Source organism: Streptomyces sp. VRA16 Mangrove soil, from assembly GCF_017377775.1.
Lineage (GTDB): Bacteria > Actinomycetota > Actinomycetes > Streptomycetales > Streptomycetaceae > Streptomyces.
Map to the genome: position 1 here is coordinate 1 of NZ_JAFVLN010000021.1, position 19,427 is coordinate 19,427.

Consider the following 19,427-nt stretch of genomic DNA (forward strand, 5'->3'; position numbering starts at 1 on the left):
GGAGGGCGGGCTTGAAGGCGGTCGTGGTGAGGGCGAGGGTGAGGGCGGTGCCGATGAGGGCTGTGCGGGGCGTGCGGTGTGGGGTGGTCACGGGTTCGAGGGTGCGGGGTGCCGGCCGTGGGGCGCGGCATACGCGCCGGTGTGTACCCGGTCCGGACCCCGCGATACGCCCGCCGGGCCCGCGCCTGGGTGGGCGCCGCTGGGAGCGCTTGCCCCGCGCCGGGGGCCGCCTTGCCCACCCTGCCGCCCATGGCGGCAGATTGCCCAAGGCGGTGGGGGCTCGCGGCGGATTGCCCAAGGCGGTGGGGCTCGCGGCGGATTGCCCAAGGCGGTGGGGGCTCGCGGCGGACTGCCCAAGGCGGTGGGGGCTCGCGGCGGACTGCCCAAGGCGGTGGGGGCTCGCGGCGGACTGCCCAAGGCGGCGGGGCTCGCGGCGGACTGCCCAAGGCGGCGGAGGCTCGCGGCGGACTGCCCAAGGCGGCGGAGGCTCGCGGGTTATGTGGCCAGGCCCGTTTTCAGGCCCGCTCCGCACAGGGGGACCACCGCGCTCCGGCCGTTCAGGACGGCGCCCAGCGGGCCGTCCTCGCGGGTCGCCGCCCAGCAGGCCACCCCCGTCGACTCGACGTACAGACCCCGCGAGGCCAGATCGAGTTGGGCGTGCCGGATCTGGTCCTCCGTGACCGTGTGGAACGCGCCGCCCGAGGCCCGCACCGCCCGCAGGATCTGCCGGGCCCGCGGCGGGTTCGGGATCGCGATGCCCTCGGCGAAGGTGGGGGCCATGGGCGTCACGCCGACCAGATCGTCCGCCCCGGCCTGCCAGGCCCGCGCCAGCGGGGCCACCGCCGCGGACTGCACCGCGTGCAGCGCGGGCCGCCGATCGATGAGGCCGGCGGTGTGCAACTCCGCGACGGCGAGCGCGGCGCCGAGCAGCAGCGTGCCGTTGCCGACGGGCACGACGAGCACCTCGGGGAGCCGGCCGCCGAGGTCCTCCCAGAGCTCGTGGACGTACGTCTTGGTGCCGTGCAGGAAGTACGGGTTGTGGACGTGGCTGGCGTAGAAGACGCCGTCCTCGTCGGCGACGGCCCGCGCCGCCCGCGCCGTCGCCTCCCGGTCGCCGTCGACCACTTCGAGGCGCGCGCCGTGCGCGGTGATCTGCTCCAGCTTCTTCGGGGACGTGCCCTCGGGGACGTAGACCGTGCACGGGAGCCCCGCGCGGGCGCAGTACGCGGCGACCGCCGTGCCCGCGTTGCCGCTGCTGTCCGCGATCACGCGGTCGGGGCCCAGCCGCGAGGCGAGCGCGGCCAGCATGACGGCGCCGCGGTCCTTGAAGGAGAGCGTCGGCATCAGGAAGTCCAGCTTCGCCGAGACGCCGCCGGTCAGCGGGACGAGCGGGGTGCGGCCCTCACCGAGCGTGCACTCCGGGACGGGGAGCGGCAGGCACTCCGCGTACCGCCACATCGAACTCGCGCGCCCTGAAAGCGACTTGAGGGAGGCCGGGGTGGGAGAGTAGTCGAGGTCGAGCGGGCCGCCGCAGGCCGGGCAGCACCAGCTCAGGGACCCGGCGGGGACGCGGGAGCCGTCCAGGGGGCAGTAACAGTCGGGCAGCAGCGTGGTCATGGGGAGAGCGTAGGCACGCGGCCCGGCCCCGAACCGTACGCACGGCCGATTCGGGTGCCGATGTGTGAATGGCTCACTACCTGGAGAAAGTCCCTGCGTAAAGCCCTGCGGCCCTGTAAGTCATCACTTCGAGTGATTCCTTGGCCTTTGCTTGCACGCCTCAACCGACGGTTGCCACGCTGTTGCTGTCTGTCAATGCGATGAGGCTTCACGTGGCGACTTCACGGGGAACGAGGGGAACAGCCAGTGTCATTCGGTGAGCAGCCGGCGTATCTGCGCGTCGCGGGTGATCTCCGCCAGAAGATCGTCAATGGCTCGCTTCCGCCGCACACCCGGCTCCCCTCACAGGCCAAGATCCGCGAGGAGTACGGGGTTTCGGACACGGTCGCCCTGGAGGCCCGCAAGGTGCTGATGGCGGAGGGGCTGGTCGAGGGCCGCTCCGGCTCGGGCACCTATGTGCGCGAGCGGCCGGTGCCGCGCCGCGTCGCCCGCTCCGCGTACCGGACGGGCGGCGGCTCCACCCCGTTCCGGCAGGAGCAGGCCGACCCCGCGGCGCGCGGCACCTGGGAGTCGCGCAGCGAGCAGGCCGAGGCGGACACCGGCATCGCCGAGCGGCTCGCGATCCGCGCGGGCGACCGCGTGATGCGCACCAAGTACGTGTACCGGGACGCGGGCGAGACGATGATGCTCGCCACCTCCTGGGAGCCGCTCGCCGTCACCGGACGCACCCCCGTGATGCTCCCCGAGGAGGGCCCGCTCGGCGGCTGCGGCGTCGTCGAGCGCATGGCGGCGATCGACGTGATCGTGGACAACGTGACGGAGGAGGTCGCCGCCCGCCCCGGCCTCGCCGAGGAGTTGAGCGCGCTCGGCGGCGTGCCCGGACACGTCGTCATCGTCATCCACCGCACCTTCTTCGCCTCGGGCCGGCCGATCGAGACGGCCGACATCGTGGTCCCCGCGGACCGGTACCGGATCGCATACCACCTGCCGGTCAAGTGAGCGCCGGACGCCCGGCGGGTGACCGATACGCGGAGCGGTTCGTCCGGCCCGCGTGATGCCGAGTTAACCCGCGCGGGGCTCCCGTAACCGTCAGGCAATCCCGCGCTGCGACAGATTGTCATGCACGGCTCCTACCTTCCTGTTCCGTACCGGCAGTACCGGTATACCGCTGACTGCCTGACGGACGAACGGGAAGCCGACGATGACCGAGACCGCCCTGACCACCGCCGATCCGGCGGTGCCGGAACCGCCCAACGGGCAGGCCCCCAAGCGCAGTTACGCCAAGCTGGCGGCCGACGAGTCCCGCGAGGACTTCTCGCTGCGCTACGCCCCGCACTCCTACCGGCGCTGGTCGCCCACGATGGTCGCCTCCACCGCGCTCGGGGGCATCGCCTATCTCGCCGACTTCGCGATCGGCGCGTCCATCGTCTTCACCTACGGATTCACCAGCGGGCTCGCCTCGATCCTGTGCGCGGCCACGATCATCTTCCTGACCGGCATCCCGATCGCCCGGGCCTGTGCCAAGTACGGCCTGGACATGGATCTGATCACGCGCGGCGCCGGCTTCGGCTACTTCGGCTCGACGCTCACGTCGCTGATCTACGCCTCGTTCACCTTCATCTTCTTCGCCCTCGAAGGCTCGATCATGGCGCAGGCCATGCACGAGGTGGCCGGACTGCCGCTGCCCGTCGGGTACTTGCTGACCACGCTCATCGTGATCCCCATCGTCTTCCGGGGGATGGGCGCGCTCGCCAAGGTGCAGGCGTGGACGCAGCCGATCTGGCTGATCGGTCTCGTGCTGCCCTTCGTGATCCTCGCCTTCCACTCGCCCGGTTCCTTCGGCGACTTCACCCACTTCGGCGGCACCGAGGGCGCGGGCAGCGGCTTCTCCTGGCTCGGCTTCGGACTCGGTACGGGCGTCGCGCTCTCCCTCATCGCCCAGATCGGGGAGCAGGCCGACTACCTGCGCTTCATGCCGGCCAAGACCGAGGAGAACCGCAAGCGGTGGAATCTGGCCGTTCTCGCGGCCGGTCCCGGCTGGGTGATCATCGGCGCCGCCAAGCAGCTCGGCGGCGCGCTGCTCGCCTTCGTCGCCCTGGAAGCGGTCGGCAAGACACACGCGCTCGAGCCCATCGCCCCGCAGGTCGAGGCGCTCAAGCCGTGGCTCGGCTCGGTCGCGCTGCCGGCCGCCGCGCTCTTCGTCGTCGTCTCGCAGATCAAGATCAACGTCACCAACGCCTACAGCGGCTCGCTGAGCTGGTCGAACTTCTTCTCCCGTGTGACCCACAAGCACCCGGGCCGCGTCTGGTACATCTTCCTCAACCTCGCCATCGCGCTGACGCTGATGGAGATGAACATGTTCGCCGCGCTGAACAAGCTGCTCGGCTTCTACTCGAACGTGGGCATCGCCTGGATCGCGGCCGTCGCCGCCGACCTCGTCATCAACAAACGGGTGGGCTGGAGCCCCAAGTACATCGAGTTCAAGCGGGCCTACCTGTACGCGGTGAACCCGGCGGGCTTCGGCTCGATGGTGGTCGCCTCCGTCGTCTCGATCATGGCGTTCTTCGGGCTCTTCGGGGAGTACGCGGAGGCCTTCTCCACCTTCATCGCCGCCGGCCTCGCGCTGATCCTGTGCCCGCTCATCGCCTGGGCCACGAAGGGCAAGTACTACCTGGCCCGGCCGAACCCGGTGAACGGACCCGACGTCGAGTTCGCCGAGGGCGTCGACATCACCGCCACCCACACCTGCACCGTCTGCGAGACGGCGTACGAGCTCCCGGACGTCGCCGACTGCCCGGTCCAGTCCGGGCCGATCTGCTCGCTGTGCTGCTCGCTGGACGCGGAGTGCGGTGACGTCTGCACCAAGAAGCCCACCGGAGAGCCCGTCCTGATGCCGATACCGACGCTGCGGGCGAGCTGACCCGGTACCGCTGGGAAACAGGGGGCGCATTTATGCGAATGCGCCCCCTCGGCATGTCCGTCGAGTGGCTGGTTGCGTATCTCTTTGTGCCAACACGTATCCGCTCCGTGAAGGTCAGGCGTAGGCTCGGGCATATGCGGATTGCGGTTTCCTCGGGACGCTTAGGGGGCGGGACGCGATGCGAGCCGGAGTCGGGCCGATCAGGGACGGGCGGGGCACGATGAACGACGGCACGACGACGCTTCCGTGGCTCGTCATACGTCAGGACGACAACGGCAACCGCTATCGCGTGGGCCGGTACGCGACCAGGGCGGAGGCCCAGCGCATCGCGGACAGCCTCGACACCCACGGCCACAAGCAGCTCTACTGGGTCGAGCGCCTGGGGGAGAACACCGGCTCCACGAGGAACGGCACGGTGCGCTGACGGAGCCGTAGGCTCCGCCCCATGACAGACCCTCGGAGAGATCAGAGCGACCCGGTCGTCGTGGTCGTCGCCGCAGCCCTGTACGGCGCCGACGGCCGTCTCCTCGCCGCGCGCCGCAGCGCGCCCCCGCAGCTCGCCGGTCGCTGGGAACTGCCCGGCGGCAAGGTCGAGCCGGGCGAGACCCCGGAGCACGCCCTCGTCCGCGAACTGCGCGAGGAGCTCGGCGTCACCGCCGAACCGCTCGCGCGGGTGCCCGGCGAATGGCCCCTGAAGCCGGGCTACGTCCTGCGCGTCTGGCGCTGCGCGCTGCGCTCCGGAGACCCGCGCCCCCTGGAGGACCACGACGAACTGCGCTGGCTGGCCCCGGACGAGCTGTGGTCGGTGGACTGGCTCGACCAGGACGTGCCCGCGGTGAAGGAAGTCGCGGCGGACCAAACCTAGGGCGTGGATCGAAAGTCCCTCCTCCGGCTGCCGCCGGGAGGTGCCCCGGCCCCGCGACGCCTGGCGCGCACGCTCCGGAGCATCCGGCGCGCGACCCCGGAGCGCGCCGATTCCCGCGCACCGGTGGCGCTCCCTCTACGCCGTCCGTGCCACCACACACCCGCGCTCGCGATAGTGCGGTGCCATGCCCGGGTATATGCCGATTAACCCCACGAAAACGGGCATACCTCTCCGCGGGCCAGGGAAGTGATCGGCGTGCTCCACACCGAAGGCGATCGCGCCGAGTGGGCCTTCCCCGCCGACCCCATGGCCGTGCGCAGGGCCCGCGCCGCCGTCCGCGCCCAGCTGGCCGCCTGGCAGCTCGAAGAGCTCGGCGACGTCACCGTGCTGCTGGTCAGCGAACTGGTCACCAACTCCCTGCGGTACGCGTCCGGGCCCATCGGGGTCCGGCTGGTCCGGGTGCCGGCCCCGCGCGAGGCCCTCCTGGTGGAGGTCTCCGACCCGCTCCCCGACCCGCCCCTGGCCCGCTCGGCCGCCCCCGACGACGAGGGCGGCCGTGGGCTGCAGCTGGTCGCGGGCGCCTCGCGGCGCTGGGGCACGAAGCCCGGGAGTGCGCCGGGCGGCGGCAAGACCGTCTGGTTCGAGCTCGCACTTCCCGGCTGAACGCGCGCGGGCGACCGCGCCCCGGTTAAGTGAGTGGCACCTGGTTAAGGGACGGGAATGTGGAACTCGACCGGGCAGAGCGGTGTGTGGGCGCACCCGCACTCTGGGTACGGAAACAGTCGGTCCCGACGGGCCAAAAAGGGTCGGGACCGTGGTGTGATCGTGAACACCGTGTCGTGCGGCTCCGTAGTGCTGGATACTGCGGGCAGCCGCCCCGGTGACCGGTGCCGGACGCGGTGAGCTGGAGGGGACGGTTCGCGTGAGCGAGATACCAGCGAAGGCCGGGGCGCCCGAGGGCGGCCCGGACGCGGCGTCGACGTCGGACGCGGGCCACGGGCCGCGGACGGCGGCGCAAGGCGAGATCGGGCCGAGTGCCGACCTCTGGCAGACGAGTCCGCCCGGCTCGATCTACGACTACATCAAGGTCGCCTCCTTCTCCCTCGGCCCCGACGGACTGATCGACCAGTGGAGCCTGCGCGCCGCGCAGATCTTCGGCATCTCCGCGGAGGAGGCCGTCGGCAAGGACCCCGTCGAGGCGTTCGTCCCGCCCGAGCTGCAGAGCCGCGGGCGGCGCAAGATGGCGGAGATCCTGGACGGGCGGGAGTGGACCGGGTCCGTCCCGTTCCGCACCGCGCCCGGTGAGGGCGGGGCGCAGGACGGCACGGCCGAGGTCTATGTGATGCCGTCGACCACCGAGACCGGTGAGCGTGCCGCGGTCTGCATCGTCGTGGACGTCCAGACGCTGCGGCGCATCGAGACGGACCTCGCCGCCTCGCAGGCGATTTTCGGCCAATCTCCTTTCGGTTTCCTGCTGTTCGACACGGAACTCAAGGTCCAGCGGGCCAATCGCACGTTCACCTCGGTCTTCGGCGGCGACCACCGCGGCCGCACCGTCCACGACTATCTGCCGCGCCACGAGGCCGACCGGGTGCAGGGCGCGCTGCGCCGGGTCCTGGAGTCCGGGGACGCCGTCACCGACATGCAGCTCGTCGGCCCCGCCCCCGACTCGGCCGAGCGCCGCCACTGGTCCATCAACCTCTACCGGGTGCACAGCGGTTCGGGCCGGCCCATCGGCATCGCCGGGCTCGCCACCGACGTCACCCGCCGGCACGCCGCCGCCCGCGAGGCCGCGCACGCCCGCCGTAATCTGGCGCTCCTGAACGAGGCGGGCGCCCGCATCGGCAACTCCCTCGACCTGGAGACGACGGCCCGCGAACTCCTCGACGTGGTCGTGCCCGGCTTCTGCGACCTGGCCTCCGTCGACCTGTACCAGGGGCTGCTCGCGGGCGACGAGACGGCGCTCAGCAGGCACAGCCTGGCCGACGGCAGCGCCGAGCTGCGCCGGGTCGCCGCCGCGAGCGCCGTCGCGGACGTGCCCTTCCTCGACCTCGGCGGCGCGGAGCCGGTGAACGTGGGGGCGGTGCACCGCTTCCCCTTCAACTCCGCGTGCGCGGACGCCCTGCGCACCGCACGGTCGCAGACGGTGCCGGCCGAACCGGGCGGCCTCGTCCAGTCCACGCTCGCCGTACCGATGGTCGCGCACGACACCGTCGTGGGACTCGTGCAGTTCTCCCGGACCAAGGGCAGCGAGCCGTTCAACGACCGGGACCGGTCCCTCGCCATGGAGCTGGCCGCGCGCGCCGCGGTCTGCATCGACAACGCCCGCCTGTACCGCCGCGAGCACGAGCGGGCGCTGATCCTTCAGCGCTCCCTGCTCCCGCCGGACAACCCGGAGGCCTCGGGCCTCGACATCGCCTGCCGCTACCTGCCGGGCAACGCGGCGACCGAGGTCGGCGGAGACTGGTTCGACGTCATCGAACTGCCGGGGCACCGCACGGCGCTGGTCGTCGGCGACGTGATGGGCCGCGGCCTGCGCGCCGCCGTCGCCATGGGTGAACTGCGCACCGCGGTACGCACCTTGGCGCTGCTCGACCTCGAACCGGCGGAGGTGCTCAGCGCGCTGGACGAGATCGCCCGCGGGCTCGGCGCCCCCGGCGGCGTCCAGCAGGCCACCCGCGCCGCCCGCCACACGCACTCCACCGGCGGCGAGGACCTCGCCGAGGTCTACCTCGCCACCTGTATCTACGCGGTCTACGACGCCGTCACCCGGCGCTGCACGTTCGCCAACGCGGGCCATCTGCCGCCCGTCCTCGTCGAGCCCGGCGAGGGCGCGCTGATGCTCGACGTGCCGCCGGGCATGCCGCTCGGCGTCGGCGGCGAGCCGTTCGAGGAGGTGGAGGTCGAACTGCCGGAGGGCGCCCTGCTCGCCCTCTACACGGACGGTCTGGTCGAGTCCCGCGACCATCCGCTCGACGAGGGCCTGTCCGCTTTCCGCGCCGCCCTCGACGACGCCTCACCCGCCCTGGAGGACGTCTGCGACCACGTCCTCAACACCCTCGACACGCACCACGGCGAGGACGACATCGCCCTGCTGATGGCCCGCGTCCAGGGTCTCCCGGCGCAGAACGTCGGCGACTGGTCGCTGCCGCGCGAGCCGAAGTCGGTGGGCCGGGCCCGGGAGCTGGCCCGCGCCCAGCTGATCGGCTGGGACCTCGAAGTCCTCGTCGACACCACGGAGCTGCTCGTCAGCGAGCTGGTCACCAACGCGCTGCGCTACGGCGAGGGCGACATCCGGCTGCGCCTGCTGCTCGACCGCACGCTGGTGTGCGAGGTGTGGGACGCGGGCCTGGTGCAGCCCCGCAGACGCCGCGCCCGGGACACCGACGAGGGCGGCCGCGGCCTCCAGCTCGTCGGGCTGCTGAGCGCGGCCTGGGGCTCGCGGCGCACCCCGCGCGGCAAGACCGTCTGGTTCGAACTCCCGCTGCCGGACGGCGAGTCGGGCCTCGTGGACCCGACGGAGGCGCTGCTCAGCCTGTTCTGAGGCCGGCCGGACCGCTCACGAGCCGCCCTTCAGCGCGGCGAGCCGGGCCTCGATCTCGGCCGCGTCGCCGAGCGAGTCCAGCTGCTCGAACTGGGCGTCGAGCGAGGAGTCGGCGAGCTCCTGCTTGCCGAGCGCCTTGGCCTCCTCGCGCCGCACCTTCTCCTCGAAGCGGCTCAGCTCGCTGGTCGGGTCGAGCACATTGATGTTCTTCGCGGCGTCCAGCATCTGGTTCTGCGCCTGCGCCGTCTTCGCGCGCGCCACCAACTGGTCCCGCTTGGCCTGGAGATCGGCCAGTTTCGCCTTCATCTGGTCGAGCCCTGACTTCAGCTTGTCGACCACCTCGCTCTGCGCGGCGATCGTCGGCTCGGCGTCCTTGGCCTCCTTCTCGGACCGCAGCTGCCGTCCGAGGGCGACCTTGGCCAGCTGGTCGAACGTGTCCGCTTCCGCCGCCGACCCGCCCGCCCGCAGCTCGTCGGCCTTCTTGCTGGCCGCGAGCGCCTTCGTGCCCCACTCGGCGGCCGCGTCCACGTCCTCCTTGTGGTCCTGCTCCAGCATCCGCAGATTGCCGATGGTGGTGGCCACGGCCTCCTCGGCCTCCCGGATGTTGTTCGTGTAGTCGCGGATCAGCTGGTCGAGCATCTTCTGCGGATCCTCGGCGCTGTCGAGCAGCGCGTTGATGTTCGCCTTCGCCAGGGTCGCGACACGGCTGAAGATGGTCTGCTTCGTCATGGTCAAGTCCTCGTGTACGTAAGGGAGTCGACGAAAGAGCGGGGGATCAGAACCGTCCGCCGCCGCCTCTGCGGCCGCGCGTCCCCCCTCCGCCGAAGCTGCCTGGCCCGCCCCCGCCGAAACCGCCACCGCCCCGGCCCCCGCCGCCCATGCCGCGACCGGCCCCGCGCAACACCTCGCCGAGGATGATCCCGCCGAGCACCGCGCCGCCCATGCCGCTGCCGCCGCGCCCGCCGCCGCCCCCGTACGGATTGCCGTACGAGCGCACGTCCCGCTCGGCGAGCGACTGCGCCTGCCGGGCCAGCGCGTCGGCCTGCTGCGCCTCGGTCAGCGCGGCCGCCGCGTCGGATTCCGCGCCGCCCTCCGCGTTCGCCAGATGCCGCTGGGCCTCCGCGAGCCGGGTGCGGGCCTCGCTGCCGACGGCGCCCCGGTGCGTCGTGATGTAGTCGGCGGCCGCGCCGGTGCCGGAGCGCGCCGCGAGCAGCGCCTGCCCGAGCAGCGAGCGGGCCCGCGCGGTGCCCTCCTCGCGTTCCCTGGCCGTCGCGAGCGCCTGGTCGAGCGCGGTGTCGGCCTCCTCGACCCGGCGCAGCGCGTCGATCGGGTCGTACGGGCCCGCGGCCATCTCCTTGCGTACGTCGTTCAGGACCGCCTCGGTGCGCGCCAGCCGTCCGCGCAGATCAGCCGTCGAGACGCCCTCCGATGTGCCTTCGAGCAGGCCCCGCGCGTCCGCGAGATCCGTCTCGGACTCGGTGATCGCGGTGGGCAGCTCGCCCTGCGCCGCGGCCAGTTCGCCCGCAAGGCGTTCGACGGCGGTGACGAACGTGCCGGCCTGGTCGACGGCGCCCTCGGCGGCCCGCAGATGGACGGCCGCCTTGCCGTTGTCACCGGCGTCGACGTACTGGCGGGCCTGGTTGAGGTGGGTCGTGGCGAACACGAGCCGGTCCTTGGCCTGCTCGACGTGGCCCGCGACGGACTGCACCGCCGACGGCGCGTACCGGGCGCCGAGCGAGGTCAGCGTCTCCTGGGCGCCGCTGGTCCGTGCCGCCAGCTCCCGGAAGGCCCGCTCGGCGCCCGCCAGCGCCTCGGGCGCCTGCCGCTCCAGGGACCGCAGCCGGTCGAAGCCCTCGGACTCCTGGTCGAGGCGGTGCTGCGCCCCGGTGCAGCGGCTGACGATCTCGTCGAGCATCCGCCGCCTGGTCGGATCGTCCTCGGGGAAGGCGTCGTCGAGCCGCTGGCGCAGCTCGAACGCGGCCGTCAGCTCCGTCTGCGCGTACGCGAGCGCCTCCGAGAACGGCTTGACCGCCTCCTCCCCGAACTGGGCGGTGGCGAAGCCCAGCTCCTCGGTGCTGGTGCGCACCGCGTCGTCCGTCTCGACGAGCAGCACCCTGGCCTGTCGGTCGAGCTCGGGCAGCGGGGTCGCGGGCGGCTTGCCCCAGCCCTGCGCGCCGCCGCCGGACGCGGCGCCGCCCCCGCGCCGCTTGCGGCGGGTGTACGCGTACGCGGCCAGGGCGCCCGCACCGCCGACCGCGATGACGGGCAGCACCAGGTCACCGGCGCCGCCGCTGTCGCTCGCGCCCGGGTCGGCGGCGCCCGGAGTGATCGTGGGCGTGGGCACGGGGCGGCCCGCGACGGCCGCCGAGATGCCGTCGGCGGCGCCGATCGCGGCCCCGGGCCAGTCGTTCTTGCGCAGCGCCGGTTCCACCGCGGTGGCCGCGATGTCCTGGATCTGGGCGTCGGTGAGCCGGGAGTCCTGGTCGACCGAGAAGGCGTACTGCCGGTCGTGCGTGGCGACGGCGAGGAGTACGTCGTTCAGGCCCAGGCCGTTCCTGTCGGCCGTGGCGTCGGCCCAGTCCTGGGCGGAGCGGCCGGAGAAGTCCCGCACGTACGTCACGAAGAGCTGGATGCCGCGCGTGTCGTCGAGGTCGCTCAGGGCCTCGGCGGTGACGTCCTCGCGGTCCCCGAGGGCGTCCACCTTGTCGGTGATCTGGCCGGTGCGGGAGAGGGTGACCGGGTCGTCGGCGCGGGCGGGGGCGGCGGGCAGCAGCAGCCAGACCAGCGCGAGCAGCGCGGCTGCGGCCGACCGCACGGCTATGGGCGGCGGGGTACCGGCGGGCGTCACATCTGGGAGGGTATGTCCGTAAAAGAGGTGCCGCGACCGGGGCGCCCCCACAGCACCCGCGGTCGCGGCACCGGTCGGTGTCCGAGCCGTCGGCTCAGAGAGAGAACCGCTCCTTCTCCAGGAGCGGCCGCACGCGCGCGGCGAAGCCGCCCGTGCGGAAGGGCCGCTGCAGCAGCCCGGGCCGCAGCTGCTGGGCCAGCGCGGCGGCGATCATGCCCTGGTCGAGCGCGAGCACGAAGTCGCTGACCCGCCCGGTCGTCACGTTCACCGAGTCACGGAAGCCGTACGTCTCGTCGTACGCGCCGAAGTCCGCGGCCAGCGCCCGCAGATTCGTCAGCGCCTCCCGGCGGGCGTACGGCAGCGCGAGGAAGGAGGCGTGCGGGGTGACGACACCGAGCGAGTGGTAGCCGTCCTCCTGCATGCCGAGCGCGTCGACGCCGTACTCGCGGTAGCCGCCCTCGGGGATGTTCGCCGGGGAGAAGCCCCAGTAGCCGTACTCCTTCTCGTCCAGGCCGTGCTCGATCTGCCCGCGCACATAACGGCTGTGCGTCAGGCCCCACGAACGCGGCGACCACTCCGGCTCCGGCACGAACAGCGGCACCATCAGCGCCTCGAACATCGAGCCGCCCCACGTGGGCACGTAATCCCGCCCGCGGTAGGTGTAGTGGCCCTGCCAGACGCGGATGCCGTCCATGGCCACGTACGAGCCCGCCGGCTCCTGCTCCTGGCCGCTGCCGGGCAGCAGCGTGCGCAGCAGGTGCCAGTAGTGGTCCGCCGGGAGGCTTCCGTCGGCGATACCCAGGTAACTCGCCATCCGGGGTTCGGTGTTGAGGGCGCCGTAGTGGTGCCCCGTCGGCTCGCCCTTGCCCGGCTTGTCGGGCCAGAAGCCGCCGCGCAGCTGGCCGGGGCCCGCCACCGGGTCGGCCGGGTCGTACGGCGTGTAGTAGTACGACCAGTCGGCGTCGGCCAGCAGCTCCGCGACGCGCGGCCGCAGTGCGGGGGCCGCGTCGGCGGCGATCCGCAGACCGGTCACCAGCCAGGCGTTGTCGACCGACGACAGGAACGGCCGGACCGGGTCCCCGGTCGCGGGCCACGTCGTCAGGACCGCACCGTCGTGCGCGTCGTACCAGTTGAACCAGAATCCGTGCGCCCGCTCAAGCCGCTCCACGGCCGCGACCGTCCGCGTCAGCCGCCGCTCCATCTCGCCCCGGGTGATCACCCCGAGCCCGCCCGCGGCGGCCGTCGCCCACAGACCGCAGCCGATGTTGGTCGGCGAGGTCTGCACCGACGGCACCGGCGTGCCGGAACCGCTGACGTCGATCTTGTCGGCGGTCAGGCCGAAGCCGGTGGTCATCGCCTCGATCGAGCGGTACGTCGCACGGAACCAGGTGCGCAGCAGGGCGGTGTCGGCGGCGGTCGCGGACGGCGCGGCGCCCAGCGTGAGGGCGGCGCCGCCGGCGCCGGCGGCCATGAGGAACGTACGGCGATCCATGAAGGTCCTTCTCGCGGAGGGTCCGGAGCGTCCGGCAGCAGCGGAACGTCCGAACGGGCGGGTGTGGAAAGGAAGTTCGTGGTGCTCGTGGGGGTGGGAAGGAGCGGGTCGGCGCCTGTCGGAGGCGCCGGCCCGCCCCTGTGGCGGATCTGCGGGGTCAGGGTGCGCAGATCCCCGGGACCGGGACGGCGGGGTCAGGTCCGCGGTCCCGCACGTCACACGAGTGGCCCAGGGGGTGTGCCGCTGTGCGACGGGTCGGGGGGTGGGCGGCGGCGACGTACGGGTCGAGCCGCCGCCCACCGGTCAGAGGGGCGTCAGACGCGCGGCAGCACGCGCTCGTGGCCCAGGCCGCCGAGCCAGTGCGCGGCCGGCTTGGGGGTGCGCGCGAAGGTCTCGCGGTCCCAGCCGATCAGCCCGAACGTCGCCTTGTAGGTGCCCCACTCGTAGTTGTCGAGGGCGCTCCAGGCGAGGTAGCCGCGGACGTCGATGCCGTCCTCGATGCAGGCGGCGACGGCGTCGAGGGCGCCCGCGTAGTAGTCGAGGCGGCGCTGCTCGTCACCGGTGGCGATGCCGTTCTCGGTGACGACGATCGGCAGGCCGGGGCCGACCAGCTCGGCGGTGTGCCGGATCGCGTGGCCGACGGCGGCGGGGTAGTACTCCCACTGCGTCAGGGTGCGCTCGGCGTCCGCCGGGGCCGGGATCGGCCCGTCCGCGCCGATCTTGGTGCGCGTGTAGGACTGCACGCCGATCCAGTCGTCGCCGCGCGCCGCCTCGATGAAGATGTCCTCGCGCGGGTGGCGGTAGGCGGCCGTGACGTCCTCGGCGCCCGGCTCGGCCTGGTAGACCTGGTTGGCGATCGTCCAGCCGACCTGGATGTCCGGGTTGATCGAGCGCACGGCCCGCACCGCGGCGTGGTGCGCGGCGATGACCGCGTGCGTCGTCTCCTCGTCGGGGAAGGGCAGCCCGGCGGGCGGGAAGCCCTGGTCGCCGCGCTTGGCGAGACCGGCCATCACGGCGATCATGTTCGGCTCGTTGATGGTGCAGACGTGCCGCACGCCCTCGGCGATGATCGGCGCGCACTCCTCGACGTACCGCGCGAACAGCTCGACGGCACCCTCGGCGGTGAAGCCGCCCAGGTCCTCGAACCACTGCGGGATCGTGAAGTGGTGCAGTGTGACGTTCGGCCGCAGGCCGCGGGCGATGGCGCCCTCCACCATGCGGCGGTAGTGGGCGATCTCGGCGCGCGAGAAGTAGCCGCGGGCGGGCTCGATGCGGGCCCACTCGACGCTGAACCGGTAGTCGGTGAAGCCGAGTTCGGCGAGCAGGTCCATGTCCTGCTCCCAGCGGTGGTAGCTGTCGCAGGCGTCCAGGCTGGGCTCCTGGATCTTCGCGGCCGGGTCGTGCTCCTTGCGCCACCAGTCGCTGTTGACGTTGTTGCCCTCGATCTGGTGGGCGGCGGTCGAGGCGCCCCACAGGAAGCCGTCGGGGAAGGGCGTGGCGGCCGTGCGGGCAGGGGTGAGCGTCATGGTGGTGATGCCTGTCTTTCTACGTGCGTGGGGGAGGGGCCGTGAGGGGCGCGGTGCGGGCTACTTCATTCCGGCGGTGGCGATGCCCTGGGTGAAGTGGCGCTGCAGGACCGCGAAGACGACCAGGACGGGCAGGACGACGAGCAGCGAGCCCGCCATCAGCATTCCGTTGGCGCCGCCGACCGTGCGGTTGGGGTCGTTGGCGAAGGTCGCGAGGGCCACCGGGAGCGTGTACTTGTCGGGGTCGTTGGTCGCGATCAGCGGCCAGATGAAGTTGTTCCACGACCCGAGGAACGTGAAGATCGTCAGCGTCGCGAGAGCGGGCTTGACCAGCGGAAGGACGATCCGCCAGAAGATGTACCACTCGCCGGCGCCGTCCATCCGGGCCGCTTCGAGCAGCTCGTCCGGGATCGACTGCATGAACTGCCGCATCAGGAAGACGCCGAACGCGCCGGCCGCGAAGGGCAGCACCAGACCCGCGTAGGTGTCGAGCAGGTTCAGCTGGTTGATGAGGACGAACAGCGGCAGCACCATCAGGTTCGCCGGGACCATCAGGGCGGCCAGGACGATCCCGAAGACCTTCGAGCGGCCGGAGAAGTTCAGCTTGGCCAGGGCGTAGCCGAGCATCGAGCAGAACAGGAGATTGCTGACGGTCACGAGGACCGCGACGATCACCGAGTTCATGAAGTAGCGCGGCATGTCGAGCTGGTCGAGCAGATCGCTGAAGTTCTTCAGCGTCCACTCCGACGGGATCCAGACCGGCGGGCTGGCGGTCAGGTCCTTCTTCGTCTTGAAGGCGCTCAGCGCCATCCACAGGAAGGGCGCGGCCATGACCAGCAGACCGAGGGAGGCGACCACGTACAGGACGGGCTTGCTGAAGCGGCCCTCGCGGCGCCGGGGCGGGGCCGGGACGGTGGTGGGTGCGGCGCTCATTTCGTGTTGTCCTTCATCAGTCGCAGCTGCAGCACCGTGATGCCCATGATCACGACGAACAGGACGTACGCCATGGCGCTCGCGTAGCCCATGTTGAAGAAGCTGAAGCCCTGCTTGTACATGTCCAGCGACACGGTCAGCGTGGCGTCGGAGGGACCGCCCTGGGTCATCACGAAGGGCTCCTCGAAGACGTTGAGGTAGCCGATGGTGGTGATCACCGTGGCGTACAGGAGCGTCGGGCGCAGCAGCGGGACCGTGATCCGGCGCAGCTCCTGCCAGGCGTTCGCCCCGTCGAGCCGGGCCGCCTCGCGGACCTCGGTCGGGATGGCCTGCAGACCGGCGATCATCAGGACCATCACGGTGCCCATGTTGCGCCACACCGCCATCAGGATGAGGGACGGCATGGCCCAGGTCTCGGAGCCGAGGAAGTCCGGTGCGGTGAAGCCGAGTTCGTCTCCGAGCCCGGCGATCAGACCGTCCGAGGGGTCGAGCACGAACCGCCACACGATCGCCACGGCCACGATCGTCGTGACCACGGGGGCGTAGAAGCCGACGCGGAAGAACGTACGGGCGCGGTCGATGCCGTTGTTGAGCAGGACGGCGGTGAGCAGCCCGAGGACGATCGTCAGCGGCACGCCGACGACGACGAAGTACGCGGTGTTGAACAGCGCCTTGAGGAACTGGTCGTCGCTGAAGAGCTTGGTGTAGTTCTCCAGGCCGACGAAGTTCGCCTCCAGCGGCTTGCGGACGTTGCGCTGTCCGAAGTCGGTGAAGCTCATGACGAGCGTCGCGACGATCGGGAAGAGCATGAAGACGCCGAACAACGCCAGGAACGGGGTGGAGAACAGCCAGCCGGCCAGGTTCTGCTTCCCCATCGAGCGCTTCTTGCGCGGCGCGGGGGTGGATGTCGTGGTGGACATGGTCCGCCCTTCGGACTGCCGGCGTGCGGGGTACGTGCGCGGTGCTCCGCACGCCGGTGGTGTGGGGGATTGCTACTGAGGGGCGGTTACTTCTGCACCAGGCCCTCGATCTGCTGCGCGGCCTCGTCGAGGGCGCTCTTCGCGGAGGCCTTGCCCTGCACGACCTTCTCGATCGCGGTGTCGATCTTCGAGGTGATCTCGGTCCACTTGGGCTGGGCCGGGGACACCTGCGCCGACTCCATCTGGGTCTTCCAGACCTTCATGTTCGGGTCGGTGGCCAGCTCGCCCGACTTCCAGGCGTTCACGTTCGCCGGGAGGTCCTTGGTGCGCTGGTACCAGTCGGCCTGGCCCTTGGCGTCGGTGAGCGACGTGACGAACTTCTTGGCGGCTTCCTTGTGCTCGCTGTCCGCGGAGATCGTCAGGGCGGAGCCGCCCGCCATGGAGCCGGAGGTCTTGTCGGTGGGCACGTTCGTGACGGCCCACTTGCCCTTCAGGTCCGGGTAGTTGTCGTCGATGAGGCCCATCAGCCAGGGGCCGCCGAAGAACATCGGCACGGAGCCGTTGTTGAAGTCCTTGGTCACGTCGTAGCCGGGGCGCGAGGACTTCACGCTCAGGCCCTTCTTGAAGTAGCCGGCGTAGTTCTCCAGCGCCCTGACCGCGGCCGGGCTGTTCGCGACGGTCTTGCCGTCCTCGGTGACGATCTGGCCGCCGGCCGAGTACAGGAACTGGTAGAAGCTCTGCACGGTGTCGAGGCCGCCGGGCTGGGAGTAGAAGCCCCACTTGGTGCCGGCGTTCTTCTGGTACTTCTCCGCGGCCTGCTGCATCTCGGCCATGGTGGCCGGGGCCTTGTCGATACCGGCCTTCTTGGCGAGGTCGGTGCGGTAGAAGAGCACGCGGGTGTCGACGTACCACGGCACGCCGTACGTCTTGCCGTCGTACTGGCCCTGCTTCCAGCCCGCCGGGAAGTAGTCCTTCTCCTGGAAGGTCTTGGTGTCGACCGGCTCCAGGGCGCCCATGTCGGCGAACTCGGTGATGTAGCTGCCGCCCATCTGCATCACGTCGGGCAGCTTGTTGGCGGCCGCGGCGGCGACGAGCTTCTGGTGGGCGACGTCCCAGCCGATCGGGGTCACCTTCACGGTGATGTTCGGGTTGGCCTTCTCGTAGACCTTGGCGACGTCGGCGAGCTTCTCGCCCTCGGTGCCCATGGCCCAGACGGTCAGCGTCTGCTTCGCGTCGGCCGCGACCGAGTCGCCGCCGGAGCCGCCGCAGGCGGTCAGGGTCAGTGCGGACGCCAGGCTTACGGCGATCGCGGCGGTGGTGGCGCGGCGGTTCATGGACGGCTCCTCCTTGAGCGGACCGTGGAATGTATGCGCTGTCTGTAAGCGCATACATCACTCTGTGGCAGGTGCCTCGGATGTGGCAAGAGGGGTCTTGGTCACACTCCCGTAACGGGAGAGGCGACGCACGTATGGCGAGAGTAAAAGAGACATTCCGTTTCCAGCCCGGCCACCTCGGAAGAATTGGCCTGTACCGGCTGTGATCTCTGACCTAGGGTCGCGGCCATGACAGCCTTCGCACACGATTTCCCGTTCGATCCGACGTACGGCTACACCCTCGACGACCTGCTCGCCGTCCCCGGTCCGGGGGACGCCCCGGACGACTTCGACGCGTTCTGGCGCGGGAGGTACGAGCGGGCGCGGGCGGTCGAGACCCGGCCCGAGATCGGGCGGCTCGTCGAGGAACGGGACGGGGTGCGGATCTTCGAGGTGACGTACGCGTCCGTGGGCGGCGTACGCCTCGGAGGGTGGCTGGTGCTGCCCGCGGAGGGGGCAGGGGCAGAGGCGGGGGCCGGGGCGGTCGAGCACGGTTTCGTCATCGGGCACGGTTACGGCGGCCGCGACGCGGCGGGCCCGGACGTGCCGCTGCCGTTGCCCCGGTCGGCGGCGATCCTGCCGTGCGTGCGGGGGATGGTGGAGCGGGGGCTGGTCGACGGGGTGCCGTCGGTCTCCGCCGAGCATGTGCTGCACGGGATCGCCGCGCGCGAGACGTATGTGATCGGGGAGTGCGTCGCCGATCTGTGGTGCGCGGCGAGCGCGCTGCTCGAACTGGTCCCCGAGCTGGGGGAGTCGGTCGCCGGCGGGCAGGGGCTCGGGTACCTCGGGGAGAGCTTCGGGGGCGGTCTTGGGGCGCTGGCGCTGCCGTGGGACGACCGGTTCGCGGCGGGTGAGCTGACGGTGCCGACGTTCGGGAACCATCCGTTGCGGCTCACCCTGGACTGCATCGGGAGCGGGGCGTCCGTCCGGCGGTACCGGGAGACGCATCCCGAAGTGGTCGATGTGCTGCGGTACTTCGACGCGGCTACGGCGGCCGAGCGGATCGGGGTGCCGGTGCTGGTCGCTGCCGCCCTCTTCGATCCTTCGGTGCCGCCGCCGGGGCAGTTCGCCGTGTTCAACTCGCTCGGTGGGGATGCGGAGTTGATGGTGCTGGAGGCCGGGCACTTCGAGTTTGCCGGGTTGGAGGCGATGCGGGGTGAACTCGCTTCGGCCAAGGGGGAGTTCTTCGGGCGGGTGCTCAAGTGAGGTAGCGGGAGGTTGAGTGTGCCGGGGTGTTCTGCGCCCTCGCCTTGGGTCGTCGCTGCTCGCCCCGGCTGCCTTGGGCGGCTGCCCGGGGCTTGGGCAGTCTGCCGTCAGGGGCTTTCCCGCCCCGGCCGGCTACCGCCGCCTTGGGCAATCTGCCGCCATGGGCGGCAGGGTGGGCAAGGC

15 protein-coding genes are annotated in these 19,427 nt (G+C 71.5%); 7 read left to right on the top strand and 8 right to left on the bottom strand.

The features are described 5' to 3' along the window. Nucleotides 1-495 precede the first annotated feature (495 nt). Complete coding sequence (locus J3486_RS37830; RefSeq protein WP_207828412.1) at nt 496-1,617, bottom strand: threonine synthase; 1,122 nt, start codon at nt 1,615-1,617, stop codon at nt 496-498. Between the two features lie 246 nt (nt 1,618-1,863). On the opposite strand from J3486_RS37830, the gene J3486_RS37835 reads away from it, so the two are divergent. The 6 genes from J3486_RS37835 to J3486_RS37860 all read left to right on the top strand — a co-directional run bounded on the left by J3486_RS37835 (nt 1,864) and on the right by J3486_RS37860 (nt 8,946). Next, the gene (locus J3486_RS37835) at nt 1,864-2,616 is read left to right on the top strand and encodes a GntR family transcriptional regulator (RefSeq protein ID WP_207828413.1); all 753 of its coding nucleotides are present in this window, start codon (nt 1,864-1,866) and stop codon (nt 2,614-2,616) included. Nucleotides 2,617-2,818: 202 nt separating this feature from the next. Further along, on the top strand, nt 2,819-4,537 hold the full coding sequence (locus J3486_RS37840) for a cytosine permease (RefSeq protein ID WP_207828414.1): 1,719 nt from the start codon (nt 2,819-2,821) through the stop codon (nt 4,535-4,537). 220 nt (nt 4,538-4,757) lie between these two features. After that, nucleotides 4,758-4,961 (top strand): SPOR domain-containing protein, encoded by a 204-nt coding sequence (locus J3486_RS37845; RefSeq protein ID WP_207828541.1) that lies wholly within the window; start codon nt 4,758-4,760, stop codon nt 4,959-4,961. A gap of 21 nt (nt 4,962-4,982) precedes the next feature. Further along, on the top strand, nt 4,983-5,402 hold the full coding sequence (locus J3486_RS37850; protein ID WP_207828415.1) for a (deoxy)nucleoside triphosphate pyrophosphohydrolase: 420 nt from the start codon (nt 4,983-4,985) through the stop codon (nt 5,400-5,402). 246 nt (nt 5,403-5,648) lie between these two features. Next, nucleotides 5,649-6,065 carry an ATP-binding protein gene (locus J3486_RS37855; protein WP_207828416.1) on the top strand — a complete coding sequence of 139 codons (417 nt, stop codon included), beginning with the start codon at nt 5,649-5,651 and terminating at the stop codon, nt 6,063-6,065. Nucleotides 6,066-6,324: 259 nt separating this feature from the next. After that, a complete protein-coding gene (locus tag J3486_RS37860) occupies nt 6,325-8,946 on the top strand; it encodes a SpoIIE family protein phosphatase (RefSeq protein WP_374194822.1) in 2,622 nt (873 codons plus the stop codon). Nucleotides 8,947-8,961: 15 nt separating this feature from the next. Here J3486_RS37860 and J3486_RS37865 read toward each other — a convergent pair whose 3' ends face one another. From J3486_RS37865 to J3486_RS37895, 7 genes are all read right to left on the bottom strand, one after another. Next, nucleotides 8,962-9,675, bottom strand: coding sequence for a PspA/IM30 family protein (locus tag J3486_RS37865; protein ID WP_207828418.1), 714 nt, complete (start codon nt 9,673-9,675; stop codon nt 8,962-8,964). A gap of 46 nt (nt 9,676-9,721) precedes the next feature. Next, complete coding sequence (locus J3486_RS37870; protein ID WP_307805110.1) at nt 9,722-11,794, bottom strand: TPM domain-containing protein; 2,073 nt, start codon at nt 11,792-11,794, stop codon at nt 9,722-9,724. A 94-nt stretch (nt 11,795-11,888) separates the two neighbouring features. Then, nucleotides 11,889-13,286, bottom strand: coding sequence for a glucoamylase family protein (locus tag J3486_RS37875; protein WP_207828419.1), 1,398 nt, complete (start codon nt 13,284-13,286; stop codon nt 11,889-11,891). Between the two features lie 314 nt (nt 13,287-13,600). Then, a complete protein-coding gene (locus J3486_RS37880) occupies nt 13,601-14,812 on the bottom strand; it encodes a glycoside hydrolase family 1 protein (protein WP_207828420.1) in 1,212 nt (403 codons plus the stop codon). Between the two features lie 60 nt (nt 14,813-14,872). Further along, nucleotides 14,873-15,745, bottom strand: coding sequence for a carbohydrate ABC transporter permease (locus J3486_RS37885; protein ID WP_207828421.1), 873 nt, complete (start codon nt 15,743-15,745; stop codon nt 14,873-14,875). Continuing rightward, nucleotides 15,742-16,665 (bottom strand): carbohydrate ABC transporter permease, encoded by a 924-nt coding sequence (locus J3486_RS37890; RefSeq protein ID WP_207828422.1) that lies wholly within the window; start codon nt 16,663-16,665, stop codon nt 15,742-15,744. Before J3486_RS37890 ends, J3486_RS37885 begins: the two co-directional genes overlap by 4 nt. A gap of 86 nt (nt 16,666-16,751) precedes the next feature. After that, the gene (locus tag J3486_RS37895; RefSeq protein WP_207828423.1) at nt 16,752-17,999 is read right to left on the bottom strand and encodes a sugar ABC transporter substrate-binding protein; all 1,248 of its coding nucleotides are present in this window, start codon (nt 17,997-17,999) and stop codon (nt 16,752-16,754) included. A gap of 228 nt (nt 18,000-18,227) precedes the next feature. On the opposite strand from J3486_RS37895, the gene J3486_RS37900 reads away from it, so the two are divergent. Then, nucleotides 18,228-19,244, top strand: coding sequence for an acetylxylan esterase (locus J3486_RS37900; protein ID WP_207828424.1), 1,017 nt, complete (start codon nt 18,228-18,230; stop codon nt 19,242-19,244). Nucleotides 19,245-19,427: the final 183 nt, after the last annotated feature.